Here is a 23,841-nt window from a genome sequence, read left to right as displayed (position 1 = left end):
GGAAAACGAGAATCGTGGCCGCGGAACGGATGTCGTTTACCCGCCGCTAACCCTCCGCGGACGGGCCGGACACCTGGCGGGACGGGACGCCCGGGCGCAGGCATGATGGCGGCCATGCCACACCGTGTCCTGCTCGCCGACGACGACCGCGCCATCCGGGAATCGCTGCTCCGGGCGCTCGACCTCGAGGGTTACCAGGTCACCGAGGTGTCCGACGGCGTCGGCGCGCTGGCCACGGCCCGGCGGGACGAGTTCGACGTGATCGTCCTCGACGTGATGATGCCCGGCGTCGACGGCCTCGGCGTCTGCCGTGTCCTGCGTGCCGAAGGCGACCTCACCCCGATCCTCATGCTCACCGCCCGCGTCGAAACCCCCGACCGGGTGGCCGGGCTGGACGCCGGAGCCGACGACTACCTGCCCAAGCCGTTCGAGCTCGACGAACTCCTCGCCCGCTTGCGGGCCCTGCTCCGCCGCACGTCGCCGGAGCCGGACGCGCGGCGCACGCTGCGGCTGGGCGAGCTGGCGGTCGACCCGGCGGCGCGGCGGGTGTGGTGGCAAGGCACCGAGATCACGCTGTCGAAAACCGAGTTCGATCTCCTGGAACTGCTCGTGCGCAACGCCGGGATCGTGCTCGACCGCAGCACGATCTACCAGCGGATCTGGGGCTACGAATTCGGCGCGGACTCCAAGAACCTCGCCGTCTACATCGGCTACCTGCGGCGCAAGCTGGAGCAGGCCGGGGCGAGCGGGCTGATCCACACCGTCCGCGGGGTCGGCTACTCGGTGCGGCCGGCATGAACCTGCGCAGCAAGCTCGCGATCGCCTTCGCCGGGGTCGGCGCGGCCGCGGCGATCCTCGTCGGCGTCTTCAGCTACCAGGCCGCGTCCCAGCGGATCAACGCCGAACTCGACCGGTCTCTGCTCACGACGTCGGCGGAAGTCGCCGCCGGGGCGACGCAGGTCCTCGCCCCGAGCCCGGTCACCCGCGGTCCCGATGACGACGACCACGACGAAGCCCAGCCCATGGTGGCGCAGGCGATCGCCCCGGACGGCAGCACCCGGCCCCTCGGCGGGCGGCCGGTGCGCCTCGACACCGGCGACGACGACCGGGCGCTCGCCGCCACCGGCGCTCTCGGCGACCACCGCTACACGAACTTCACCGCGGGCCGCGACGACTACCGGGTGATCACCGTGGCCCTCGGGCCCGGCCGCGGGGCGATCCAGCTCGGCATCGACGTCGACGAGTCGCGACACGTCCTCAAGGGCCTGGCCGCCCGCATCACCGGCGTCAGCGCCCTGGTGCTGGCCGCCGCGGCACTGGCCGGGTGGCTGCTGGCCCGGCAGATCACCCGACGGCTGGTCCGGCTGACCGACGTCACCGAGCAGGTCAGCGACGGCCGCCTTGACGACGTCGCCGTCCCGACCGGTGGCCGCGACGAGGTCGGCAGGCTCGCAACGTCGTTCGACCGGATGCTGGGCCGGCTCGCCGACGCCCGCGCCGACCAGGAACGCCTGGTCCAGGACGCCGCCCACGAGCTGCGGACTCCCCTGACCAGCCTGCGTACAAACGCCAGCGTCCTGCGCCGGTTCGCCGAGCTCAGCCCGGACTCCCGTGCCCGCCTGCTCGACGACGTCGACGGCGAGACCCGCGAGCTGACCCACCTGGTGGACGAGCTCGTGGACCTGGCCACCCGCCGCTACGAGGCCGAGGAACCGGGGCCGGTCGAGCTGGGCGAGATCGCGGGCCGGGCCGCCGAGCGCGTCCGGCGGCGGTCCGGCCGGGCCGTCACCGTCGAGGCCGGCGCGTCCGCGCTGACCGGGCAGGCGAAGGCGCTGGAGCGGGCGGTGACGAACCTGCTGGAAAACGCCGTGAAGTTCGCGCCCGAGGGTCCGATCGAGGTCGTCGTGCGCGACGGCCGCGTCGAGGTGCTCGACCACGGCCCGGGCATCGGCGACGACGACGTGGCCCGCGTGTTCGACCGCTTCCACCGCGCCGACGGCGCCCGCGGGCTGCCCGGCTCCGGCCTCGGGCTGGCCATCGTGCGGGACATCGCGCTGGCCCACGGCGGGTCCGTCTTCGCCGGGCCGCGCCCCGGCGGCGGCGCCGTGGTCGGGTTCACCGTCGGCGCGGATCTTCTCTTACCGAACTCTCACCCTCGTCACGTCGACGGCTAACCGGGCTTCGGAAGGGTGGACGGCGATCACCCCCGAGGAGTCCGATGTCCGCCACCACGCTCGCCACCCGCCGCCTCGCGCGGCCCACCGTCCGCGTGTGGTGGCGCGACGCGGCCGGGCTCACCGCCTGGGCGAGCGTGCTCTTCGTGGTCGCGCTCTGGGTGTCCGGCCGCGGGGTGCAGGACCTCGGCTCCGACTTCTTCACCTCCGCCGGACGGCTCACCGGCCTGCTGTCGGCGGACCTGCTGCTCCTGCAGCTGCTGCTCATGGCCCGGATCCCGTGGGTGGAACGCAGCTACGGCCAGGACGAGCTGGCCCGGCGGCACCGGATCGCCGGCTTCGCCTCGATCGCGCTGCTGGCCGCGCACCTGGTCCTCATCACCCTCGGCTACGCCGCCACCGACCGTTCCGGGGTGCTGGGCGAAGCCTGGACGCTGGTGACGACCTATCCGGGCATGCTCCTGGCCGCCGCCGGGACCGCCGCGCTGGGTATGGTCGCCGTGACGTCGGTGCGCGCGGCCCGGCGGCGGCTGCGCTACGAGTCCTGGCACCTGCTGCACCTCTACGCCTACCTCGGCGCCGGGCTCGCCCTGCCGCACCAGCTCTGGACCGGCGCCGACTTCACCGCTTCCCCGGTCGCGACGGCGTTCTGGTGGACCGCCTACGCCACGGCCGCGGGCGCCGTGCTCGTGTTCCGCGTCGCGCGGCCGCTGTGGCTCAACGCGCGGCACCGGCTGGTCGTCGAGCAGGTCGTGCCCGAAGGCCGCGGGGTCGTCTCGGTGTACCTGCGCGGCCGGGCCCTCGACCGGCTGCCCGTCGCGGCGGGCCAGTTCTTCGTCTGGCGCTTCGCCGACGGCCCCGGCTGGACGCGAGGCAAGCCGTTCTCGCTGTCGGCCGCCCCCGACGGGTACGGGCTGCGGATCTCGGCGAAGGACCTCGGCCCGGGCAGCCGCCGCCTGGCCACGCTGGCGCCGGGCACGCGGGCGTTCTTCGAAGGACCCTACGGCCGGTTGACCGCCACTGTCCGGAAAGGACGGAAGATCGCCCTGTTCGCGTCCGGGATCGGGATCACGCCGTTGCGCGCGCTGCTGGAGGAACTCCCCTACCGGCCCGGGGAAGCGGTGCTGTTCCAGCGGGCCGGGCGCCAGGCGGACCTGCTGTTCCGCCGGGAGCTCGAAGACCTCGCCGCGAGCCGCGGAATCCGCATCCACTACCTGCTCGGCCGGCGTTCGCGGGACCGGGCGTCCTGGCTGCCCGCCGGGTACGCGCCGGTGCCCGACGAGCAGGTGCTGCGCCACCTCGTCCCCGACATCGCCGACCACGACGTCTACGTCTGCGGGCCCGACGCCTGGACCGGCGCGGTCCTCGGCAGCGCCCGTCGCGCCGGTGTGCCCGCCGACCGCGTCCACTGCGAACGGTTCGCCTGGTAGGAAAGGAGACTTCGATGCGCCGGATCGCCATCGCCGCCGCGGCGACCGTGTCGGTCGTCGTGCTGCTGTTCAGCTACCGGACCAGCACGGACGCCACGCCCGTCGCGACCGGGCGGCCCCAGCCGTCCCGTCCGGCGAGCCCGCCCACCGCCGCCGGCGGCAACGGGACGTTCACCGGCGTCGCCGCCGACACCCGCTACGGCCCGGTCCAGGTCCGGATCACCGTCACCGGCGGCCGCATCACGGCGGCGGACGCCATCGACTACCCGCAGGAGAGCGGCCGTGACGTCCGGATCAACTCCGCGGCCGTGCCGGAGCTGAACCAGGAGACGCTGCAGGCCCAGAGCGCGCAGATCGACACCGTCAGCGGCGCCACCTACACCTCCGAGGGCTACCAGCAGTCCCTGCAGTCGGCGATCGACCAGGCCCACCGGTGACGGCCACGCCCCGGCGATCCTGGACGCGGCCCGTCATGGGCACCCAGGCCAGCCTCCACCTGCGCGGCCGGCGCATCGACTCCACCGCGGGCGTCGAACCGGCCGTGGCGGCGGTCTTCGGGCACCTGCGGGCCGTCGACGAGCTGTTCAGCACCTACCGGCCGGACAGCCAGGTCAGCGCGTTCCGCCGCGGCGAGCTCCCTCGCGAGGACCGGCACCCGTGGCTCACCGAAGTCCTGGCGCTGTGCGACGAAGCGCGCGACCGCACGGACGGCTACTTCGACGCGTGGCTGCCGGGCGGCTTCGACCCGTCCGGGCTGGTGAAGGGCTGGGCTACGGAGAAGGCCACGGCGTGCCTCGCCGGGCTGTGCGGGTTCGACCACTACCTCAACGTCGGCGGCGACATCGCCGCCCGGGTCGGCGTGACGACGGCGCCGCCGTGGCGGGTCGCCGTCGAAGACCCCACGGATCCGGCGGCGTTCCTGGCCATCCTCGACGTGCGCACCGGCGGCGTCGCCACCTCCGGAACGGCCGCTCGCGGCCTCCACATCGTCGACCCGCACACCGGCACCTGCCCCGGTGGGCTCCAGGCCGTCACGGTCACCGGGCCGACGCTCCTGTGGGCCGACGTGTTCGCCACCGCCGCCTTCGCCCGGGGCGGCGAGGACGTCGCGGACTGGGTGGCCGGCCGGGCTCCCGGCTACGAAGTCGCCGCGCTCGCCCGGGCGCCCTGAGGAAGCCCCGCGTCCCTGCCCCCGCATCCCTCCACAAAGGACACCATGACCACCGTCAACGGCCTGCCCGCCCACATCCTGCTCGTGCACGCGATCGTCGTGCTGCTCCCGCTGTCCGCCCTGCTCCTGGTCCTCAGCGCGCTGTGGCCGGCCGCGCGCGCCAAGCTCGCCGGTCCCAACGCGATCCTGTCGGTCCTCGTCGTGATCCTGGTCCCGATCACCACCGACGCGGGCGAATGGCTCGAACGGCGCGTCGCGCGGACCCCGCTGGTGCGCACCCACACCGAGCTCGGCGACACGGCGATCTGGGTGGCGCTCCCAGTGGCCGTGCTGGCCCTGCTGGTGTGGTGGCGCCGCCGGGAAACCGGGCGCTCGGGCCGCACGTTCCTGGCCCCGGCTTCGACGGCGGTCACGGTCGTGGTGGCGGCGCTCTCCATCGCGGCCGCCGGAGCGGCGGTCTTCGACATCTACCGCATCGGCGATTCCGGCGCCCAGGCCACCTGGCAGGGCCAGTTCAGCTCGGCGCCGGCCGCGGGCGACTCGGACGGCTGACCCCGCCGACCGGACGCGCGAGGCGAGACCCGGTGTGCCGCCGCACTCAGGAAGTGCCGCGGACGAGCCACCGGGCCCGCCGCAGCGCGCGGTGCTGGGCCACGCGGACCGCGCCGGCACTGGGCATTTCCAGCAGGCGGGCCGTTTCTTCGGCGGAGTAGCCGAAGGCCAGCCGCAGCACGAGCACCTTCCGGTGCGAGGCGGGAAGCCGCCGCAGCAGCCGGCCCACCCGCCGGTCCCGCTCGAGCCGGGCGAACTCGTCACTCGCGGCCGGGGCCGACCGGGACGTGCGGGTCAGCTGCTCGTCCGCCGACGGCACGAGCTGCTCCCGGCTGTTGTTCCGGGCCCGGTGGCAGTCCGCGACCTTGTGCGCCGCGATGCCGAAGACCCAGGCGAGGAACTTTTCGGGCCCGTACGTGTAATCCGGCAACGCCGACAGCACGGCGACCATGACGTCCTGGGCACAGTCCTCCGCTTCGGTCGCCACGGTCTCGCGGAGCCGCTGGCGGCAGTAGCCGAGCACGATCGGCCGGAGCAGGAGGAACAGGGCTTTGGTCGCCGCCGGGTCGCCGCCCACCGCGTGCCGGACGAGTTCGGTGTCCGGCCGCGGGACGCGCCAGCCGTCGTGGTGCGCCGGTGTTTCCACGTGCTCCCCCCGGGAAATCGCCTTCCCGCGCTCGCCCGGACACTGCCGAGGCGCGGACGGCTCAGTGGATCCGGTACGGCTGGACGACTTCGGTACACCACGTCCCGGGATCGGGCCGGCCCTGCGGAGAGGTCAGGTAGACCTCCCAGGCCGCGCCGGCGAGCTCACCGTCGTGCTCGTGCACCCAGGAAGCCAGTGCGCCGTAAGCGGGTTCCATCGTGTCGTACGACCCCACGTGCACCGTTTCCACGACTGGGCCGGCCGGCAGCGTCGACGGCCGGACACCGTCGGCTGCCTCGATCGCGGTACCGACCGGGAACCCCGCCTCGACGTGGAACCGGCCATCGGGTTCCGGGCGGTAGCGTGCGAAGGGCGGACCGGCGGGCACCCGGCCCTGCGCGCCAGGACACCCGCGATCGTCCCGTAGTGCCGACCGAGCCAGGCCCCGATCTCCGTGACCTCCAGGACCGCCTCGGCCACCGCGGTCGGCTGCTCGTTCCGGTTCCCGGTCTGGATCTCGTAGGTCCGCATCCCGGCAGTGTCGAGGACACCGCCGCGGGGTACGTAGAGTCCTCCGTCCTCCTGCGGCGGGTCGATGGTCCCCGCTCCACCCGCCGCTTCCCGCCGACCGCCCGGCGCCCGTTCGGCTGCGGCCGAGATCCGTACCGATGGTGCCTTTCGGCCCTTCAAGCTCTCCGGGGCCGCCGCGTACCAAGGGGTACGGCCCGTCGCGACGGAGAGGACCACGGCAGTGACACCCCGGATCGAGGTGCTCAGGTGACCGGCGGTGCGGGTACTGCACTCGGCTTCACCGCTGCCGTGCTCGCGGCCGTCCTCGACGGCGCGGCGACCGTCGTGCTGGCGACCGCTTCGCAGCGCACCGGTTCCCCTTGGGCCACGCGCGCCTTGCTCTACGCGACCGGTTTGGCGGTCGACCTCCTGGGCTGGAGCCTGACCGTCTTCGCGCTGCGGTTCCTGCCGGTCTTCGCGGTCCAGTCGCTCGTCGCCACGCAGACCGCGTTCGCCGTGCTCCTGGCGCATGTCGTCCTGCGAGCGGCGTTGCGCGGGGCTGACCTGCTCGGGATCGCCGCCGCCGCGCTCGGGCTGGGACTGGTGGCCGCGGGCGCGGCGAGGGAGACCGGGTGGACCGCCCCGCCGCCGGTCGTCCTCGTCGTCCTGCTGGCGTTGTTCGCGGCCGTGCTCGCCGGCGCGGCCGCCGCGGTCCGGTGGGGCACCGTCGCACGGTCCGTCCTCGCCGGGTGCGCCTACGGCGGCGCGGTGCTCGCGGTTCGCGCCCTCCTGCGGGATCCCGGTGCCACCGCGAGCGTCGACGCGCTCCTCGCACGGCCCCTCACCTTCGTGACCGTCGCCTTCGCCACCGTCGGCGTCGCGGTGTACGCCACCGCACTGCACCTGAGCACCCCCGCCGTCCCGAGTGCGATCGTCACGATGACCGAAGTCGTCTTCCCCGGCTCGCTCGCCATCCTCCTGCTCGGTGACCGCGTGCGGCCCGGCTGGTGGGGCTGGTCGGGGATCGGTCTGGCCGTCGCCGCGGCCGGGGTCACCGTCCTCGTCTTCCGGCAGACGGGCGGGACCGGGGACTGAGCACGGGGCACCGTCACGGGTCCAGGGCGACCACGGCCTCGCCGATGCCGTGGGCGATCACGCGGCGGCCGCCGGCTTCGTCGAGCAGTTCACCGACCGGCACGTTGTCGGCGAGGTAGGTGGCCGTGAACGTGGTGAACCCGTGCGTCACCGCGGCTTCGGCGAGCATGCGGACCAGCGCGGTGGCCAGGCCGGCGCGGCGCCACGCCGGATCCACGACGACGGCGACGTCCGCCACCCCCGGATCGGCGGTGGCCTCGTACCGCGCGACGGCGACCCCGTGCCCGTCCGGAGCACGCGCCACGAGCGCGTAGCGGCGTTCGTAGTCCAGCTCGGTGAGCCGCCGGAGCAATTTCGGCGTCACGCGGGGTGGTGGGCCGCAGAACCGGCGGTACAGCGTTTCCGGATCGGCGTTTTCGATCGCCGCTCCCAGTTCGGCGGCGTCCGCCGGGGTGAGCAGGCCGACCGAAACGACCCGGCCGTCGCCGAGGTGGACGATGGCCGGTTCTTCCTCCGCCGTGCGGTCGCCGTCCGCCATCGCCACCTCCCGGAGCGCCGATCCGGCCACGATGCCACGCGCGGTCACCCCCGTCCAGGTCCGCGGCGCCCCGGCCCGGTCCCGGCAGGCAGAGGACTTTGTTCCCTTTCGGGAAATGTCGGCCGGCGCGATTCTGCGGGCACCGGAAACACACCACGGAAGGGAGTCACCTCATGCAGAAATTCCCGGTGAAATCGGCGCTGGCCGCGGCCGCCGGCGTCGCGCTCACGGGCTTCCTGATCGCGGCCGGCCCGGTCTCGGCCGTCGAAGTGCCGACCACGACCACGTCGCCGGCGACCACCACCTCGCCGACCAAGCCGCCGACCAAGCCGACGGCCACCACCGGCAAGACGACGTCCACCAAGACCATCACCTCGACGCCCAAGACCTCGGCCCGGCCGGTGCCCAAGGGCGGCGTGGAGACCGGGGGCGGCGGCACCGCGCCCGACGGCCCGGACGCATGACTCGTCGGCACTGGGCACACGGTCGCCGGGGCGCGCTGCTCCTGGCGGCCGTGGTCCTCGCCGTGCTGGCCGGCCTGACCGTCGTGCTGACGGCCGGCCGGCCCGACGAGCCGCTGTCCGCCCCCAGTCCCCCGGTTCCCCCGAGCACCGTGCCGGCCGCCACGACCGCGCCGGAGCTGCCGCGGGTGGATCCGGTGGCGGTGGAGGTTCCGCGGATCGGCGCGCAGTCCACGCTCATCCCGCTGGGCCTCAACCCGGACGGTACCCTCGAAGTGCCACCGGTGAGCCGGCCGATGCAGGCCGGCTGGTACGCCTTGGGGCCCACGCCCGGGGAGAGCGGCCCGGCGGTGATCGTCGGCCACGTCGACGGCAACCGGCAGAAGGGGATTTTCTACCGGTTGCGCGAACTCGTCCCGGGCGACCGCGTCCTGGTCACCCGCAAGGACGGCACCACACTCACCTTCGTGGTGTCCCATGTGGACAGGGTCGACAAGGACGAGTTCCCGTCCGGCGCGGTCTACGGGGACACGCCCGATCCCCAGCTCCGCCTGATCACCTGCGGCGGCAGTTTCGACCGGACGGTGCACAGCTACCGGGACAACATCATCGCCTACGCGAAGCTGGCCCCCTGACCGGCTACGCGTACCCGGCGGGCGTGGACACCTCGGCCGGCACGCCACGCCCGGTCACCAGCCGCAGCCGCTGTGCGGCTGACCGACGTCGCCCGCGCAGTCGTCACCCGCGAACAGGACGCCGGCGAGCCCGACCCGGTCTGAGCACGCCGGTTCCCGGCAGCGGTGACGGACCTCGGACACCACGGCCGATGGCTTTGTACTCTCCCGGTCCGCCCCACCGCCGGACGACGGTGGGCGGATCCGGACGAGAGGGAGGGTCATGTCCCGCCATCCAGGAGCCATCGTGCTGACGACCGCGCTGCTGCTCGGCTTTTCCCCCGCGGCGATCGCCGCCTCGGAAGGCAGTCTTTCCGTGCAACCGGCCAGAGGCGCCACCGGAGCCCAGGTCGAAGTCCGGATCGTGTGCCCGGAAGAGCAGCCGTTCCACTTCCGGCCGCTGCTGCCCGTCGAGTCGACGGCGCTGGCCGTCTCGGGAGCCGTCGACCCGCTGCGCTCGACCGCCGACCTGCCCGCGACCGTGCGGACCGTGCCGCCGGGCCGGTACTCGGTGTCGGTGCGCTGCGAAGGCCGCGGTGGCAACGGCCTGATCGCGTACCGCACGCTCACCACCACCTTCACCGTCGTCCCGAAAACCACCGCACCCTCGACGCCGCCGCCGAAGAAGCCGCAGGTTCCGCGGGTGCCCCGAGGAGGCGTCGCGACCGGCGACGGAACATTCTCGGCTATCCGGTGAGCGAAGCCCCGAGCCGGTCCCGCACCGCTCGGACCACCTCGGGGACGGCGGCCCGCACCGCCGGGGTGAGACCGGTCCCGAGGTCCAGATCGGCCGCCTCGACCGCGTACACGACCAGCTCCTCCGGGACCCGGCCGAGCGCCGCGCCGAGCCGGACCGCGTCCGGAATGCCCAGTGCGTGGGAGCTCGCCGAGCTCACCCGAGGTGGCCAGCCATCCACAGTGGACGTCCAGACGCGACCCGGCGTCGAGGGCTCGCAGAGCACGGCGTCGACGACCACCGCCGTGTCCACGTCGGACCAGGCGTCGAGCAGGGCCGCCGGTTCGCCGTCGCACAGGACGGTGCGGACACCGGGGATCGGGTCCGCGTCGAGCGCGGCCAGCACCGCCACCGCGACGCCGTCGTCACGCCGGTACTCGTTGCCCACGCCGATCACCACCGCCCGGGTCACCGGCCCTCCCAGGTGATGTCCAGGAAGTGCGCGGCGCACGAGATGCACGGATCGTAGTTGCGGATCGTGCGTTCGGCCAGCGTGGTCAGCTCGGCGTCGCCGAGGTCGAGGTGGTCCTCGACGACCCGCCGCAGGTCGGCTTCGATCGCGGCCTGGTTCTGCGACGTCGGCGGGACGATGGTCGCGGTGCGGACCAGGCCGTCCGCACCGAGTTCGTAGCGGTGGTACAGGGTGCCTCGCGGGGCTTCGCTGATCCCGTGGCCGGTTCCGGCGCGCGGCGGCACCTCCACGAAGGCCCGCGGCGGACGTTCCCACGCCTCGATGATCCGCAGCGCTTCCTCGATCGCGTACACGATTTCGACACCGCGGACGAGGATGCTGCGGAACGGGTTGCGGCACGCCGGCCCCAATCCCGCCTCGGCCGCGGCCTGCCGCGCGGTCTCCGACAGCTGCGCCGAGTTGAGGGTGTACCGCGCGAGAGGCCCGGTCAGGTAGCGGTGGCCGCCGAGCGACGCGTGCAGCGCCGTGGAGTGCGGGACATGCGTTTCGACGACGTGGTCCGGGAATTCCTGCGGCGTGAACGCGAGGCCCGAGGCAGTGTGCAGGCTGCCGTCGGCGATGGCGTAGCGGCCCGGCTCGGACGCGGCCAGCAGGTCGTGGTCCAGTTCGACGTCGGGAAATTCGAACCCGGCCGTCCACCGCACGGTCGCGAGGGCGTCGTCGAGGGCCCGCCGCAGCGTCTCGTCGAGCGGGCGGAGGTCCGCCCGGGTGGGCAGCGAGTAGAACCCGCCGACCCGGACGTTGACCGGGTGGATCGCCCGGCCGCCGATGGTCTCCAGCAGCGTGTTCCCGGCCTTCTTCAGGGCCAGGCCGCGTTCGACGACGTCGCGGTGCCGGGTGGCGAGGCTGATCGCGTCCGGGTGGCCGAGGAAGTCCGGAGCGTGCAGCAGGTAGATGTGCAAGGCGTGACTGGAAATCCATTCGCCGCAGTAGAGCAGCCGCCGCGCCTCGGCGATCCCGGGGTCGAGGGTGACGCCGCAGGCGTCTTCGATCGCGTTGCACGCGCTCGTCTGGTAGGCCACCGGGCAGATGCCGCAGATGCGGGCGGTGATGTCCGGAGGTTCGGTGTGCGCCCGCCCGCGCAGGAACGCCTCGAAGAACCGCGGCGGCTCGTAGATGTTCAGCTCGGCCCGTTCGACCCGCCCGTCGGCGATCTGCACGCGCAACGCGCCTTCGCCCTCGACGCGGGCCAGCGAGCTGACCTTCAGCTGCCGGCTGCGGTGGCTCACGGTTCCTCCCGGCGCGTTTCCGTGACGGTGAAGGTGCTGAAGACCCGGTCGACGTCGGCCTCGCTCATCCCACGTGACCGCAGCAGCGGGATCAGCACCGGGGTGTTGGGTTTCGCCATCGGCCCGAAGCAGCCGAAACAGCCGCGGTGGACGCCCGGGCAGAGCGCACCGCACCCCGCGCGGGTGACCGGGCCGAGGCACGGCGTGCCGTCGGCGACCAGCAGGCAGGTGAGCCCGCGGCGCTTGCAGTCGGTGCAGACGCTGGTGTCCGGCAGGTCCGGCGCACGCCCGGCGAGCAGCGCGGTGATCGTGCCGAGCAGCTGGCCGCGGTCGATCGGGCAGCCGTGCAGCTCGTGGTCCACCCGGACGTGGGCGGCCACCGGCGTCGACGTCGCCAGCGTGTCGATGTACTCCGGGTGCGCGTAGACGATCGAGGCGAACTCCCGGACGTCGGCGAAGTTCCGCAGGGCTTGGACACCTCCCGCCGTCGCGCAGGCCCCGATCGTGACCAGCACCTTCGAAGCGGCCCGGACCTCCCGGATGCGCCGCAGGTCGGCCGGGGTGGTGATCGATCCTTCGACGAGCGACACGTCGTACGGTCCGGGCACCACGGTGCCGGACGCTTCGAGGAAGTGCGCGATGCGCACCTTCCCGGCCAGCTCCAGCAGTTCGTCCTCGCAGTCGAGCAGGCTCAGCTGGCAGCCGTCGCAGGAGGCGAACTTCCAGACGGCGAGGGTCGGCGTCGTCATCACAGCTCCTTCACGGCGAGCAGCGGACCGGCGACGGTGTAGTCGACGACCGGGCCGTCCCGGCAGACCAGCAGCGGCCCGAGCTGGCAGTGGCCGCACAGGCCGATACCGCACTTCATCGCGCGTTCCAGGGAAACGCGGATCGCCGCCGCGGGGACTTCCTTCGCCAGCAGGATTTCCGCGCACGCACGCATCATCGGTTCCGGGCCGCAGAGGAACGCGCGCGTGGCCGCCGGGTCGAGCTCCAGGGCCGACAGCGGCTCGGTCACGAAGCCGACCGGTCCGGTCCAGCCCTCGGCCGGGCGGTCGACCGTCCGCAGCACCTCGACGTCGTGCCGCCGCGCCCAGGCGGCCAGCTCGTGCGGGAACAGGAACTCCGCCGGGGTCCGGGCCCCGGCCACGACGACCAGCCGGCGGTACCGGACCCGGTCGGCGAGCACCGCGGTGAGCACCGGCCGCAACGGGCACAGCCCGGCACCGCCGGCGACGATCACGACGTCGTGCCCGGCCGCGTCCTCGACGTCCCAGCTGGTGCCGTACGGGCCACGTACGCCGACCACCCGGCCCGGGGTGAGGTCGTGCAGCGCCCGGCTGACCGCACCGACGGCGCGGATGGTGTGCATCGGCCCGGGTCCGCTGACCGAGATCGCCACCTCGCCGATCCCCGGGGCGTACAGCATCATGAACTGCCCGAGCCGCGCTTCCGGCACCGGCTCGCCGACCGGCTCCAGCCGCACCGTCACCGAGTCGGCGGTCTCCACGACCCGCCCGGCGACCCGGTACGGCACCGGCACCATCGCTTCGGCCGTCACGAGCAGCCCCCGGCCAGCTTCGCCGCTTCCTCGGTGATGTCGATCCCCGCCGGGCACCAGGCGATGCACCGGCCGCAGCCGACGCAGCCGGACATCCCGAACTGCTCGTGCCAGGTGCCGAGCTTGTGGCTGAACCACTGCCGGTAGCGGCTCGCCCCGGACGTCCGGACACTGCCGCCGTGCACGTACGAGAAATCGAGTTCGAAGCACGACGCCCAGCGCTGGTGGCGTTCGGCGTGTTCGCCGGACAGGTCGGTGACGTCCTCGGTGGTGGTGCAGAAGCACGTCGGGCAGACCATGGTGCAGTTGGCGCAGGTGAGGCAGCGGCTCGCGACCTCTTCCCACAGCGGGGACTCGCGGCTTTCCCGGATCACCGACGGCAGGTCGACGGCGGGCATCACCCGGCCCATCCGGTCCGCCGCGGCGGCGACGGCTTCGCGGGCCGCGCGGACTTCGGCACCGCGGGCCGGTTGCGTACCGACCTGGGCCAGCAGGCGGGCGCCGTCCGGGCTGCCGACGTCGACGATGAAGCGGTGCCCGTCCCCGTCGATGCGCTCGGTGAGGGCCAGGTCGTACCCGGGGCCGGCCGCGGGGCCGGTGCCCATGGAGGCACAGAAGCAGACTTCGCCCGGCTCGGTGCAGTTGGCGGCGACGACGAACAGTTCGGCGCGGCGTCGCCGGTACGAGCCGTCGGGGTGCGCGCCGCCGCCGAGCACGCGGTCGAGGACGGCGATCGCGGCGAGGTCGCACCCGCGTACCCCGAGGAAGGCGTAGCGCGTCCGGTCGGGTTCCCCGGCGGTGAACCGGCCGTCCGCGGTGGCTTCGAGAAGTTTGCGGCGCGGCGGGTGGAGGTACCGTTTCCACCCTTGCGGGCCCGCCGAATGCCCGAACACGGCGCGGTCTTCGCGCCGCCGGAGCCGGTAGCGGCCCGGTCCCGTGGTGACGCCCCACCCCGCCGGGAGCTGCTCGGCCGAGTCAAGCTCGGCGAGCACGATCGCGTCGTCGCGCACGGTCGGCCCGATCACCCGGTAGCCGTCGCGGATCAGGGCGTCCACCAGCCCGCCGAGTCCCGCCAGGTCGATCGTCACCGTGCCGTCGCTCGTCATCGGACCTCCCGGGGGCCACTGAACCGGCGGCGCCGGCGACGGGCCTAGGGCCGAAGGTCATCGCCACGGGTACTTCGTGCTCTGTCGGCCGGGCGGCCCGGCGGGAACCGTGGTGCCCCGGGACGCGGGAGGCGGCATGGCGGAGACACCGGACGGTGACCGGCTGCGGATCGACGTGCGCGGGACCGTGCAGGGCGTCGGCTTCCGGCCGTTCGTCCACCGCCTGGCCACCGAACTCGGCGTGGGCGGGGACGTGCGCAACGCCGGCGGCCACGTCGTGATCCGCGCGGCGGGTGGCCGGGTGGCCGACTTCGTCGCCGGACTCACCGCAGCCGCGCCCCCGCAGTCCCGAGTGACCGGCATCGACGTCACCGTGCTGACGGACCGGGTGACGCTCGGCCCCGGCTTCCGCGTCGCCGCCAGTGTCGAAGGCCGCGGGGGTGAGGTCCCGCCGGACCTGGCGACCTGCGTCGAGTGCGTCCGCGAACTGTTCGACCCGGCCGACCGCCGCTACCGCTACCCGTTCCTCACCTGCACCGCCTGCGGACCGCGCGCGACCATCCTCGGGCGGCTGCCCTACGACCGCGCGCGGACGGCGATGCGCGCGTTCCCGCTGTGCGCGGCGTGCGAAGCCGAGTACCGGAACCCGGCGGACCGGCGGTTCCACGCCGAACCCATCGCCTGCCCCGCGTGCGGGCCCCGGCTGCGCTGGGCGCCCGGCGTCCACGGCGAAGACGCCCTCGCCGCCGCCTGCGCCGTCGTGGCGGGCGGCGGGATCGCCGCGGTCAAGGGGCTCGGCGGCTACCAGCTGGTCTGCGATGCCGCCGACGAGTCCGCGGTGCACCGGCTCCGGCGCGTCAAAGACCGGCCCGCGAAGCCACTCGCCGTGCTGGCTCGCAGCCTCGCCGAAGCCCGCGTTCTGTCCGAAGTGGACGAGCACGCCGCCGTCGTGCTCACTTCGGCCGAGGCACCGATCGTCCTGCTCCCCCGCCGCCCCGGCGCACCGCTGGCCGAAGGCATCGCACCCGGACTGGCCGAGATCGGCGTGTTCCTCCCGACCACCCCGCTGCACCACCTGCTGCTGGCCGGGCTCCGGCGCCCCCTGGTCGTCACGAGCGGCAACCGCGCGGGTGGCCCGATGGTCGTCGACGACGCGGAAGCGCTCGTCACCCTGGGACCGGTGACCGACGGCGTCCTCGGTCACGACCGGCCGATCTGGTGCCGCTCCGACGACTCCGTCGTGCGGGCACGGCACGGCCGGACCACGACGATCCGGCGGGCGCGCGGGTACGCGCCGGCGCCGTTGCCGCTGCCGTTCGCCGCCCCGGAACCGCTGCTCGCTCTCGGCGCGCAGCTCAAGCACACCTGCGCGCTCGCTCGCGACGGGCTGGCCCACCTCGGGCCGCACACCGGTGACCTCGAGGAGGCCCGGACGCTCGCCGCCTTCGAACGCACCGCCGCGGACCTCGCCCGCTGGCTCGACGCCGAGCCGGCGTGGTGCGCCCACGACTTGCACCCGGGCTACCTGTCCACCCAGTACGCCCGGCGCTGGCCCGCCGGGCGCCGGATCGGCGTGCAGCACCACCACGCCCACGTCGCCGCCACCGCCGCGGAACACGGCGTCTCGACGCCGTTCGTCGGGGTGGCGCTCGACGGGCTCGGGCTCGGCGACGACGGAACGCTCTGGGGTGGTGAGGTGCTCCTCGCCGGCTACCGGGAGTTCCGGCGGTTCGCCCGGTTCGCCACCGCCCCGCTGCCGGGTGGCACGGCCGCGGTGCGCCGTCCGGCCCGCATGGCGCTGGGGTACCTCTACGGGGCCGAATCGTTCGGCGACCCGGTGCCCGAGCACCTCGCCGGCGCCCTGCTGTCCCGAGTGGACAGTCAGGAGCACACCGTTGTCCGCACCATGATCGCGCGAAACCTCAACTGTCCGCGGGCCTCCAGCGCCGGGCGGCTCTTCGACGCCGTCAGCGCCTTGCTCGGCCTGTGCGACGACAACAGCTACGAAGGCGAAGCGGCCGTCCACCTGGAGGCGGCGGCCATGCGGTACGACACGCAGAAGGCCCTCGAATGGGAGCTGCACGAGCGGGACGGCCTGTGGGTGTACGACCCCGTCCCCACGCTCCGCGACGCCCTGCGGTCCGCGGCGGACGCCCCGGCCGGGGAGGTGGCCGCGCGGTTCCACCGCACGATCGCCGAGGTCGTCGTCACGCTCGCGGTGAAGGCCGCCCGCGCCTCGGGCACCGACGTCGTCTGCCTCGGCGGCGGAGTCTTCCAGAACAGCTTGCTCACCGCGGGTGTGGTCGACGGGCTCGCCGCCGCGGGTTTGCGGCCGCTGCTGGGCGAACGCGTTCCGGTGAACGACGGCGGCATCAGCTACGGCCAGGCGGCGATCGCCTGCGCCCGGATCACCGGGAGGTGAGCGCGGTGTGCCTCGGCGTGCCCGGGCGGATCGTCGCCCTGACCGGCGCCCCGGACCTGCGGATGGGCACCGTCGACTTCGACGGCGTCCGGCGGCCGGTGTGCCTCGCCTACACGCCCGAAGCCGAGGTGGGCGACTACGTGATCGTGCACGTCGGCTTCGCGATCAGCCAGGTCGACGAGGTCGAGGCCGCCCGGACGCTGGAGGTGCTCCGCGCGATCCCCGACGCACTGGCCGGCGAGCTGGGTCCGGAGTTCGCGCAGTGAAGTACCTCGACGAGTACCGCGATCCCGTCCTGGCCCGCCGGTTGCTGTCCGAGCTGCGGGCGACGGCCACCCGGCCGTGGGCGATCATGGAGGTCTGCGGCGGCCAGACGCACACGCTCGTCCGCCAGGGCATCGACGAGCTGCTGCCGGCCGGCATCCGGATGATCCACGGCCCCGGCTGCCCGGTCTGCGTCACCCCGCTGGCCACGATCGACGCGGCGGTCGCCATCGCGGCCCGCCCGGACGTGATCTTCACCAGTTACGGCGACATGCTCCGCGTGCCCGGCACCGCGGGAGACCTGCTCGGCGTGAAGGCCCGCGGCGGCGACGTCCGGGTCGTGTACACCCCGCTCGACGCGGTCCGGATCGCCCGCGAGCACCCGGACCGGCAGGTCGTCTTCTTCGCCGTCGGGTTCGAGACCACCGCGCCGGCCAACGCCATGGCCGTGCTGCACGCGGCCGCCACCGGCCTGCGGAACTTCTCCGTGCTGGTGAGCCACGTCCTGGTGCCGCCCGCGATCACCGCGATCCTGGACGCACCCGACAACCAGGTGCAGGCCTTCCTCGCCGCCGGCCACGTCTGCGCCGTGATGGGCTGGACCGAGTACGAACCGATCGCGCGGTGCTACGGAGTTCCCGTCGTGGTCACCGGGTTCGAACCGCTGGACCTGCTCGAAGGCATCGTCATGGCGGTCCGGCAGCTGGAAGCCGGCCGTGCCGCGGTGGAGAACCAATACGCGCGAGCCGTCCGGCGGGACGGCAACACCGCCGCACAGCAGGCCGTGCGCCGAGTCTTCCGGGTCAGCGAACGGACCTGGCGCGGGATCGGCCCGATCCCGGCGAGCGGGCTGGCGCTCACGGCCGAGTTCGCCGCTTTCGACGCCGAAGCGCGCTTCCCGGCCGGCGGGACACCCGCCGTCGAGCACCCGGACTGCATTGCCGGGCGGATCCTGCGGGGAATCGCCGTTCCCACCGACTGCCCGGCCTACGGCACCCGCTGCACCCCGCTCAGCCCGCTGGGCGCGCCGATGGTGTCGACCGAAGGCACGTGCGCGGCGTTCCACCACGCGGGTCGCCGGAAACCCCCTGTGGAGGCACGATGACGACCATCGATCCCGAGCAGCTCACCTGCCCGCTCCCCGGGGCCGAGACCGAACGCGTCCTGCTCGGCCACGGCTCCGGTGGCCGGCTGATGGCCGACCTGCTCACCACCGTGATCACCGGCGAGCTGGGCGAGCGCGGCCCGCTCGAGGACGCCGCGCTGGTCGGCGCCGACCTGGTGGTCAGCACGGACGGCTTCGTGGTCACGCCCCGCTTCTTCCCGGGCGGCGACATCGGCTCGCTGGCGGTGTACGGCACGGTCAACGACCTCGCCATGCGCGGCGCCCGGCCGGTCGCGCTGACGCTGGCGTACGTGCTCGAAGAAGGCCTGCCGCTCGCCGAACTGCGCGAGATCACGGCCTCGGTGGCCGCCGCGGCGCGGGAGTGCGGCGTGCGCGTCGTCACCGGCGACACGAAGGTGGTCGGCCGCGGCGCCGCCGACGGCTGTTACCTCACCACCACCGGCATCGGCAGGCGGCTGCCGTCCGCGACCCCGACGGCGGCGGGCGGTGTGCCCGGCGACGTCGTCCTGCTGTCCGGCCCGATCGGCGCCCACGGGACGGCGATCCTCAGCGTCCGCGAAGGCCTCGGTTTCGAAGCGGACATCCGTTCGGACAGCCGCCCGCTGCACCGGCTCGTCGCGGCGATGGTCGAAGCGGGCGGCCACGAGGTCCACGCGCTGCGCGACCCGACGCGCGGCGGTCTCGCCTCGGCGCTGAACGAACTCGCCGAAGCCTCGGACGTGACAGTGGAGATCGACGAGCCCGGGCTGCCGGTGCCGGCCGCGGTGGCCTCGGCGTGCGAGCTGCTCGGCCTTGACCCCCTGCACGTGGCCAACGAGGGCTGCCTGGTCGCCTTCGTCGCCCCGGCGGCCGCCGACGCCGTGCTGGCGGCGATGCACGCGGACCCGGCCGGCCGCGAAGCGCGGGCGATCGGCACGGTCGGGCCGCCCGGCGGCCCGGCCCGGGTCGTCGCCCGCACCCTCGTGGGCTCGACGCGGGTGGTCGACATGCTCATCGGCGAGCAGCTGCCCCGGATCTGCTGAACCGGCTACCACGTCGTGGTCGTTCACCGCGGCGGGAGAACTCCACGTGGCCCCAGGCAGAGCGCCGAGATCTTCGGGTTGCCCGGCCGGGTTCCAGTACACGGCGTGAGTCGCGTGGTCCGAGGTGCCTGCTTCTCCGATGACCGCGCCGCGAGCGTTGATTCCGAGGGCCCTGCTCCAGCTGCCGCCCGGCAGAGTACCCAGATCGGCGGGGCGGTCCCGCCGGTCCCAGCGGATCGCGTGCGGCACCCCCGGCACCTCGGAGTAAGCGCTCCCGGCGACCACCCGGAGTCGTTCATGCCGCCGTCGGGGTACGTCGATTTCGCGCCGAACGGCAGCCCGAGATCGGTGAGCCGGCCGGACCGGTTCCAGTAGACGGTGTTGTGGCAATCGCACGAGGCCTGCTCGGGGCGATCGGCGATGCCCAGGATCTTGCCCGAGCGCGCGATGGTCCCGGCCCAGTTGTACCGGCCGCCGAGGTCGGGGAGTACGTCAAGGCGACCGCGCTCGTCCCAGATGGCCGCCCGGCTTCCGCCGGAAGCGGTGTCGGCGCTGCCGGTGATCAAACCGGTGTCGTCGACGTCGGTCGCTGAGCTACCGCCGGCGCCCGGCAGCTGCTCCAGCGCGGTGATCCGGCCGGCGCGATCCCAGCGGGCCGCGTGGTTCTTGCCGTCCCAACCGACGAAGCCGCCTACGTGGACACCCGAGCGGTTGCCCGCACCGACCCAGGCGGAGTTCCCCGGGGACGGGAGGACAACGGCACGATCGTGCTCCCAGAGCACGGGGCGGGCGACACCGTCTTCGCCGACGGCAGAACCCACCACCATTCCGCGCCGGTCGAGGCCGGTCACGGTGGTAGCGATGGCGTCCGGCGCGGTCGGCAGCTCGACGATGCCGCCGCCGGGTGGCCACTTCACCGGCACCGCCACCCGTCGCCCGTCCGGCCGGTCGGGGAACCAGACGTTGCCGTAAGCCGTGCCGTCGTCGGCGACCACGAGCGCGGTGCTGCTGAAGCTGCCGGGCGGTAACGGCAGTGCGATCAGGTGCCACGCCGGAATCTCGCCGGCACCGGCTCCCTCGCCGCTCACTCCGGTGAGCACCGCGGCACCGGCCACGGCCACAGCCACGCGGACGCCCGTCCGCCGTACCCATCCGTCCAGCTGTGCGCTCATGAGCCCTCCCTTGCCGATCCGGCACTTCGGTCCACGCTCGCGAGCACGGCCACCGCGGCATAGAGGACAACGTCCCTTCCAGCGGACCCGGTGGACTTCCGTCCCGCCGCCCGGTGACCTCGGCCCCTGGGGCCACCGCTGTCACCGGCGCAGCCTGGGCTGGTTCACCCGATCCCGCCGGCCCAGGACGTCGCCCATGAGCACTTCGCAGATCCACGCCTTGAGCCACGACCGTTGCCGCGCGCTGCTCGCCTCGGTCCCGCTCGGCCGGGTCGCCTTCGTCCGCGCCGGGCGGCCGGTCATCCGGCCGGTCAACTTCACCGTCGCCTGCGACGCCGTCTGGCTGCGCGCCGGCCGGAACTCCTGGGCCGACCGGATCGACGGCGAAGCGGTCACCTTCGAGGCCGACGCCTACGACCCCGGCGACCACACCGGCTGGAGCGTGATCGTCACCGGTGTGGCCGACCTGGTCACCGACGTCGCGACCGTGGCCGCCCAGTTCGGCCCCGGCCTGCGTTCGTGGGCGCCGCCACCGCGTGACCGCCTGCTGCGGATCGGCCTCGACCGGATCGACGGGCGCCGGATCGCCCTGCGGCCGGACGCCGACGACGCCACCGAATCGGGCCTGCGGTGAAGCGCGCGTCCGCGGCCGTGTCCGTCGCGCTGATCCTGCTCCTGGCCGCCTGTGCCCCGGCCGCGAACACCTACGCGGAAACCGCCGCCCGGCCCGGTTTCTGGCCCGGGCTGTGGCACGGCTTCATCTGCCCGATCACCTTCCTGGTCTCCCTGTTCAACGACCACGTGGGTGTCTACGAGGTCCGCAACGACGGGCACTGGTACGACTTCGGGTTCGTGGTCGGCATCCTGCTCGCGGCGAGCGTCTTCCACAGTCCCCGCTACACCCGCTCACGAGGTGACCGGCGCGCACGCTAACGGGTCGCCGGCGGCCGCCGGATGGTGTCCGCGCCCTTGCGGTGCCGGGCCCGGCCGTACTTGGTCTCGAGCACGCTTTCCAGCTTGTGCGCGGCACCGTGGCAGGCTTCGAGCACCGTCTCCGCGTGGTGGCTGACGACGACGGGTGCGTGCCCGGCGGGGCGTGCCTCGAGCACGCACCGCCGATGCCGGCCGCCGGGGTTCGCATCGCCGCCGAGGTGGACTTGCAGGGTGTCGATCTCCCCGGCGAAGCGCGCGAGCGCCGTTTCGAACTCGCCGGCGAGGCGCCGGGCCAGGTCGTCGCCGCCGTGGACGTTCTTGCTGGTGTCGATCCGGATCTCCATGTCCCCGATCTTGTTCACCGCGCCCGCGCCACCCCAGGTCCGGAAGTCCCCGGCCGAAAGGACCAAAGGCGTCCGGCGCCGACGGTGACCCGAAGTCCCCGGACGCGGGGCCCTCCGGCTCTCCCGGCCCACCGCGGCCCGGTGCCACGGTGGGAACCGGAGGCGAACCGATGGACCGACGAATCCCGGACACGGCCACCGTGGAGGCCGCGGTGGCGCTGGCACTGCGTGCCCCGTCCGCCCGCAACGCCCAGCCGTGGTGCTGGCGGATCGGGTACAGCACCCTGCACCTGTTCTCCGACCGGGACTGTCCGGCGCCGGAACGGGACGTGCTCCTCGGCTGCGGTGCGGCCCTGCACCACGTCCGAGTGGCCTTCGCCGCCCTCGGCTGGCACACCGACATACAGCGGCTGCCGGACCCGGACGATCCCGCACACCTGGCCGTGGTGACTCCCCGCCCCGCCGGACGCCCGACGGAGGAAACCATCGCACTGGCGGCCGCCATCCCCCGCCGTCGCACCGACCGCCGCCCGCCCGCGGTGTGGCCGGTGCCCCGCGAACACCTCGACGCGCTGGCTCGCGCGGCGGCCCGCGAGGGCGCCCGGCTGCAGGTGGTGCCGAAGCCGATCCGGCCAGGGACCGCCGGCCGCGCGCCGGGCGCCCTCCTCACCCGGCCGGCTGTTCTCGGGACCGGCGGCGAAGTACTCGCCTTGACCGCGGCCGACGACGACCGGCCGGCCCTGCTGCGCGCGGGCGAGGCGACCAGCGCGGTGCTGCTGTCGGCAACGGCTCTCGGCCTGGCCTCCTGTTCCCTCACCGACTCGTGGGACGCCCCCGAGGCATCCCGGGTGTTGCTTCGGGTCGGGTGGGCACCACCCGGGTCCGAGCCGCTGCCGCCGACGCCGCGGCGCCGCCTGGGGCACGTCCTCGAACCTCTCCAGGCGCCGTCCAAGTACCACCACCGTCCGATGCGCAAGGAGGACTGAAATGTCCACAAAGGACCATGGGCCCGAGACGCGCCCGCATCGCTCGGCCAAGGATCGGGTTCGGTTGTTCAACAAGCATGTCCTCAACCCGGCCATGCTCCTGCTGGCCGGCCGCAGACACTGGTACGCCTCGGCGCTCGAGCACGTCGGGCGCCGGTCGGGCCGCACCTACCGGACACCCGTGGTGGCCGGCCGCGTGCCGGGCGGCTTCGTCGTGCCCCTGCCGTACGGCACCGAAGTCGACTGGCTGCGCAACGTCCTCGCGGCCGGGACGGCGACCCTCCGTTCGGGTGGGATCACGTACGTGGTCGGCGAACCCCGGATCATCGACGCAGGTGCGGCCTTCACACAGGTTTCCCCCGCCTACGCCCAGGCCTGGTGCCGCTTCGGCATCGCCCGCTACCTGCGGCTGACGGCCGGCGAGAAAAAGGGTGAGTGACATGGGGTTCCTCCACCACGACAACGACCCCGGGCCCGCCCGGGCGGGCGGGTTCCCCAGCGGCCTGCACGTGCGGGCCCACGGCGGCCGGTTCGACGGGCGGACCGGCGTCGTCGTCGGCCGGTCCCCCGACCTCCGCCCGGGCTCGGTCTGGGTCGAGTTCACCCCGGGCCACCCCCGGCTGGTCCCCGGGTACCGGCTCGACGCCTCCGAACCGGAGGAGTGAACCGCCCACACCGACCGAGGAGGGAGCGCGATGCTCGGGACCACCGCGGCCGGCGGGCCGTCACCCGAGGAACGCAGGCGTGCCACCCGCACGGTGCAGCGGCACGCACGCAACGATGACGACGAAGCGGAACTGCTGGCGATGCTCGGGCTCGACCACACCGACCCGCCACCGGCCGAACCCCGCCCCGCCAACAGCCGGTTGACGGCGGACGAGCTGCGCGAACTGCTGGCACCGTTCGCGGAGGAACACGCCGGCCCGGCGCCACTCCGGAACAGCGCACCGGACGACGTTGTACCTGCCGAGCAAGGACTTTCCGCTCTGGGCACCGCCGGTACCGCGGACGAACCTCGAAGGTGAGGGAGCGGCCCGGGGCCCTGCAGATCCCCGCAACGGGCGCCCTCCCTCCCGTAACGGTGGTGGTGGTTCAGGAGTGGCCTCCCCTCCCCTCGCCGCCCGGCCATCACCACCGTTTCCGACGGTCCGGGGCGATCATCCGACGAGCCCGATTCCCCTGAAAGAAACGAGAGCTCGGGAACGGCGGCCGCGATT

Annotated in this window: 29 protein-coding genes and 1 pseudogene; 20 read left to right on the top strand and 10 right to left on the bottom strand. The window is 73.8% G+C overall.

Translation table 11 applies throughout. The features are described 5' to 3' along the window. The first annotated feature begins 105 nt into the window (after positions 1-105). From HUT10_RS46925 to HUT10_RS46900, 6 genes are read left to right on the top strand one after another with little or no spacing between them, the layout of a single operon-like run. Positions 106-798 carry a response regulator transcription factor gene (locus HUT10_RS46925; protein WP_303247019.1) on the top strand — a complete coding sequence of 231 codons (693 nt, stop codon included), beginning with the start codon at positions 106-108 and terminating at the stop codon, positions 796-798. Continuing rightward, a complete protein-coding gene (locus HUT10_RS46920) occupies positions 795-2,174 on the top strand; it encodes an ATP-binding protein (protein WP_176177111.1) in 1,380 nt (459 codons plus the stop codon). Before HUT10_RS46925 ends, HUT10_RS46920 begins: the two co-directional genes overlap by 4 nt. Positions 2,175-2,218: 44 nt before the next feature. Then, the gene (locus HUT10_RS46915; protein ID WP_176177110.1) at positions 2,219-3,604 is read left to right on the top strand and encodes a ferric reductase-like transmembrane domain-containing protein; all 1,386 of its coding nucleotides are present in this window, start codon (positions 2,219-2,221) and stop codon (positions 3,602-3,604) included. Positions 3,605-3,618: 14 nt separating this feature from the next. After that, positions 3,619-4,041: an FMN-binding protein gene (locus HUT10_RS46910; protein WP_176177109.1), complete on the top strand. Its 423-nt coding sequence runs from the start codon at positions 3,619-3,621 to the stop codon at positions 4,039-4,041. A gap of 35 nt (positions 4,042-4,076) precedes the next feature. Beyond that, positions 4,077-4,775, top strand: a complete 699-nt coding sequence (locus tag HUT10_RS46905; protein ID WP_176177108.1) for an FAD:protein FMN transferase — start codon at positions 4,077-4,079, stop codon at positions 4,773-4,775. A 45-nt stretch (positions 4,776-4,820) separates the two neighbouring features. Continuing rightward, the gene (locus HUT10_RS46900; RefSeq protein ID WP_176177107.1) at positions 4,821-5,327 is read left to right on the top strand and encodes a DUF2231 domain-containing protein; all 507 of its coding nucleotides are present in this window, start codon (positions 4,821-4,823) and stop codon (positions 5,325-5,327) included. Between the two features lie 46 nt (positions 5,328-5,373). On the opposite strand, the gene HUT10_RS46895 is transcribed toward HUT10_RS46900, so the two are convergent. Then, positions 5,374-5,973: a sigma-70 family RNA polymerase sigma factor gene (locus HUT10_RS46895; RefSeq protein WP_176177106.1), complete on the bottom strand. Its 600-nt coding sequence runs from the start codon at positions 5,971-5,973 to the stop codon at positions 5,374-5,376. A gap of 61 nt (positions 5,974-6,034) precedes the next feature. Then, positions 6,035-6,361: a GyrI-like domain-containing protein gene (locus tag HUT10_RS46890; RefSeq protein ID WP_254897350.1), complete on the bottom strand. Its 327-nt coding sequence runs from the start codon at positions 6,359-6,361 to the stop codon at positions 6,035-6,037. 389 nt (positions 6,362-6,750) lie between these two features. Between HUT10_RS46890 and HUT10_RS46885 the strand changes: the two genes are divergently transcribed. Continuing rightward, a complete protein-coding gene (locus HUT10_RS46885) occupies positions 6,751-7,578 on the top strand; it encodes a hypothetical protein (RefSeq protein WP_176177105.1) in 828 nt (275 codons plus the stop codon). A gap of 13 nt (positions 7,579-7,591) precedes the next feature. Here HUT10_RS46885 and HUT10_RS46880 read toward each other — a convergent pair whose 3' ends face one another. Next, positions 7,592-8,116 carry a GNAT family N-acetyltransferase gene (locus HUT10_RS46880; protein ID WP_176177104.1) on the bottom strand — a complete coding sequence of 175 codons (525 nt, stop codon included), beginning with the start codon at positions 8,114-8,116 and terminating at the stop codon, positions 7,592-7,594. 173 nt (positions 8,117-8,289) lie between these two features. Here HUT10_RS46880 and HUT10_RS46875 point away from each other — a divergent pair, with 173 nt between their 5' ends. From HUT10_RS46875 to HUT10_RS46865, 3 genes are all read left to right on the top strand, one after another. Then, a complete protein-coding gene (locus tag HUT10_RS46875) occupies positions 8,290-8,580 on the top strand; it encodes a hypothetical protein (RefSeq protein ID WP_176177103.1) in 291 nt (96 codons plus the stop codon). After that, positions 8,577-9,212, top strand: a complete 636-nt coding sequence (locus HUT10_RS46870) for a class F sortase (RefSeq protein ID WP_176177102.1) — start codon at positions 8,577-8,579, stop codon at positions 9,210-9,212. Before HUT10_RS46875 ends, HUT10_RS46870 begins: the two co-directional genes overlap by 4 nt. A 286-nt stretch (positions 9,213-9,498) precedes the next feature. After that, complete coding sequence (locus HUT10_RS46865; RefSeq protein WP_176177101.1) at positions 9,499-9,948, top strand: hypothetical protein; 450 nt, start codon at positions 9,499-9,501, stop codon at positions 9,946-9,948. Here HUT10_RS46865 and HUT10_RS50210 read toward each other — a convergent pair. The 5 genes from HUT10_RS50210 to HUT10_RS46845 are packed head-to-tail and all read right to left on the bottom strand — an operon-like array spanning position 9,938 to position 14,355. Beyond that, complete coding sequence (locus HUT10_RS50210) at positions 9,938-10,399, bottom strand: hydrogenase maturation protease (RefSeq protein ID WP_217709714.1); 462 nt, start codon at positions 10,397-10,399, stop codon at positions 9,938-9,940. The genes HUT10_RS46865 and HUT10_RS50210 overlap by 11 nt on opposite strands. Beyond that, the gene (locus HUT10_RS50205) at positions 10,396-11,688 is read right to left on the bottom strand and encodes a Ni/Fe hydrogenase subunit alpha (RefSeq protein ID WP_217709713.1); all 1,293 of its coding nucleotides are present in this window, start codon (positions 11,686-11,688) and stop codon (positions 10,396-10,398) included. The genes HUT10_RS50210 and HUT10_RS50205 overlap by 4 nt, the downstream gene beginning before the upstream one ends. Further along, a complete protein-coding gene (locus HUT10_RS46855) occupies positions 11,685-12,437 on the bottom strand; it encodes an oxidoreductase (protein WP_176177100.1) in 753 nt (250 codons plus the stop codon). The genes HUT10_RS50205 and HUT10_RS46855 overlap by 4 nt, the downstream gene beginning before the upstream one ends. Next, positions 12,437-13,249: an FAD/NAD(P)-binding protein gene (locus HUT10_RS46850; RefSeq protein ID WP_254897349.1), complete on the bottom strand. Its 813-nt coding sequence runs from the start codon at positions 13,247-13,249 to the stop codon at positions 12,437-12,439. The genes HUT10_RS46855 and HUT10_RS46850 overlap by 1 nt, the downstream gene beginning before the upstream one ends. After that, positions 13,246-14,355, bottom strand: coding sequence for a 4Fe-4S dicluster domain-containing protein (locus HUT10_RS46845; RefSeq protein ID WP_176177099.1), 1,110 nt, complete (start codon positions 14,353-14,355; stop codon positions 13,246-13,248). The genes HUT10_RS46850 and HUT10_RS46845 overlap by 4 nt, the downstream gene beginning before the upstream one ends. A 136-nt stretch (positions 14,356-14,491) precedes the next feature. Between HUT10_RS46845 and hypF the strand changes: the two genes are divergently transcribed. From hypF to hypE, 4 genes are read left to right on the top strand one after another with little or no spacing between them, the layout of a single operon-like run. Further along, positions 14,492-16,777 carry a carbamoyltransferase HypF gene (gene hypF, locus HUT10_RS46840; RefSeq protein ID WP_176177098.1) on the top strand — a complete coding sequence of 762 codons (2,286 nt, stop codon included), beginning with the start codon at positions 14,492-14,494 and terminating at the stop codon, positions 16,775-16,777. Then, positions 16,774-17,043, top strand: a complete 270-nt coding sequence (locus tag HUT10_RS46835) for a HypC/HybG/HupF family hydrogenase formation chaperone (RefSeq protein ID WP_254897348.1) — start codon at positions 16,774-16,776, stop codon at positions 17,041-17,043. Before hypF ends, HUT10_RS46835 begins: the two co-directional genes overlap by 4 nt. After that, positions 17,040-18,146 (top strand): hydrogenase formation protein HypD, encoded by a 1,107-nt coding sequence (gene hypD / locus HUT10_RS46830; protein ID WP_176177097.1) that lies wholly within the window; start codon positions 17,040-17,042, stop codon positions 18,144-18,146. Before HUT10_RS46835 ends, hypD begins: the two co-directional genes overlap by 4 nt. After that, the gene (gene hypE, locus HUT10_RS46825) at positions 18,143-19,189 is read left to right on the top strand and encodes a hydrogenase expression/formation protein HypE (protein WP_176177096.1); all 1,047 of its coding nucleotides are present in this window, start codon (positions 18,143-18,145) and stop codon (positions 19,187-19,189) included. The genes hypD and hypE overlap by 4 nt, the downstream gene beginning before the upstream one ends. 108 nt (positions 19,190-19,297) lie before the next feature. Here the strand turns inward: hypE and HUT10_RS52370 are convergent. Further along, a pseudogene (locus HUT10_RS52370) lies at positions 19,298-19,438 on the bottom strand (hypothetical protein); the annotation flags it as partial. Between the two features lie 1,119 nt (positions 19,439-20,557). On the opposite strand from HUT10_RS52370, the gene HUT10_RS46815 reads away from it, so the two are divergent. Then, positions 20,558-20,995, top strand: a complete 438-nt coding sequence (locus HUT10_RS46815) for a pyridoxamine 5'-phosphate oxidase family protein (protein WP_176177095.1) — start codon at positions 20,558-20,560, stop codon at positions 20,993-20,995. Beyond that, complete coding sequence (locus tag HUT10_RS46810; RefSeq protein WP_217709712.1) at positions 20,992-21,294, top strand: hypothetical protein; 303 nt, start codon at positions 20,992-20,994, stop codon at positions 21,292-21,294. Before HUT10_RS46815 ends, HUT10_RS46810 begins: the two co-directional genes overlap by 4 nt. Here HUT10_RS46810 and HUT10_RS46805 read toward each other — a convergent pair. After that, complete coding sequence (locus HUT10_RS46805) at positions 21,291-21,638, bottom strand: HPF/RaiA family ribosome-associated protein (RefSeq protein WP_176177094.1); 348 nt, start codon at positions 21,636-21,638, stop codon at positions 21,291-21,293. The genes HUT10_RS46810 and HUT10_RS46805 overlap by 4 nt on opposite strands. Before the next feature lie 170 nt (positions 21,639-21,808). Between HUT10_RS46805 and HUT10_RS46800 the strand changes: the two genes are divergently transcribed. The 4 genes from HUT10_RS46800 (at position 21,809) to HUT10_RS46785 (ending at position 23,649) form a co-directional block, all read left to right on the top strand. Then, the gene (locus HUT10_RS46800) at positions 21,809-22,624 is read left to right on the top strand and encodes an NAD(P)H nitroreductase (RefSeq protein ID WP_176177093.1); all 816 of its coding nucleotides are present in this window, start codon (positions 21,809-21,811) and stop codon (positions 22,622-22,624) included. A gap of 64 nt (positions 22,625-22,688) precedes the next feature. Then, positions 22,689-23,063, top strand: coding sequence for a nitroreductase family deazaflavin-dependent oxidoreductase (locus HUT10_RS46795; protein ID WP_254897346.1), 375 nt, complete (start codon positions 22,689-22,691; stop codon positions 23,061-23,063). A 1-nt stretch (position 23,064) separates the two neighbouring features. Next, positions 23,065-23,289 (top strand): hypothetical protein, encoded by a 225-nt coding sequence (locus HUT10_RS46790; protein WP_176177091.1) that lies wholly within the window; start codon positions 23,065-23,067, stop codon positions 23,287-23,289. A 30-nt stretch (positions 23,290-23,319) separates the two neighbouring features. Continuing rightward, positions 23,320-23,649, top strand: coding sequence for a hypothetical protein (locus HUT10_RS46785; protein ID WP_176177090.1), 330 nt, complete (start codon positions 23,320-23,322; stop codon positions 23,647-23,649). Positions 23,650-23,841 lie beyond the last annotated feature (192 nt).

It is taken from the genome of Amycolatopsis sp. Hca4, from assembly GCF_013364075.1.
Lineage (GTDB): Bacteria > Actinomycetota > Actinomycetes > Mycobacteriales > Pseudonocardiaceae > Amycolatopsis.
The sequence above is the reverse complement of the archived record's forward strand: the minus strand, read 5'-3'. Positions and strand labels throughout refer to the sequence as shown.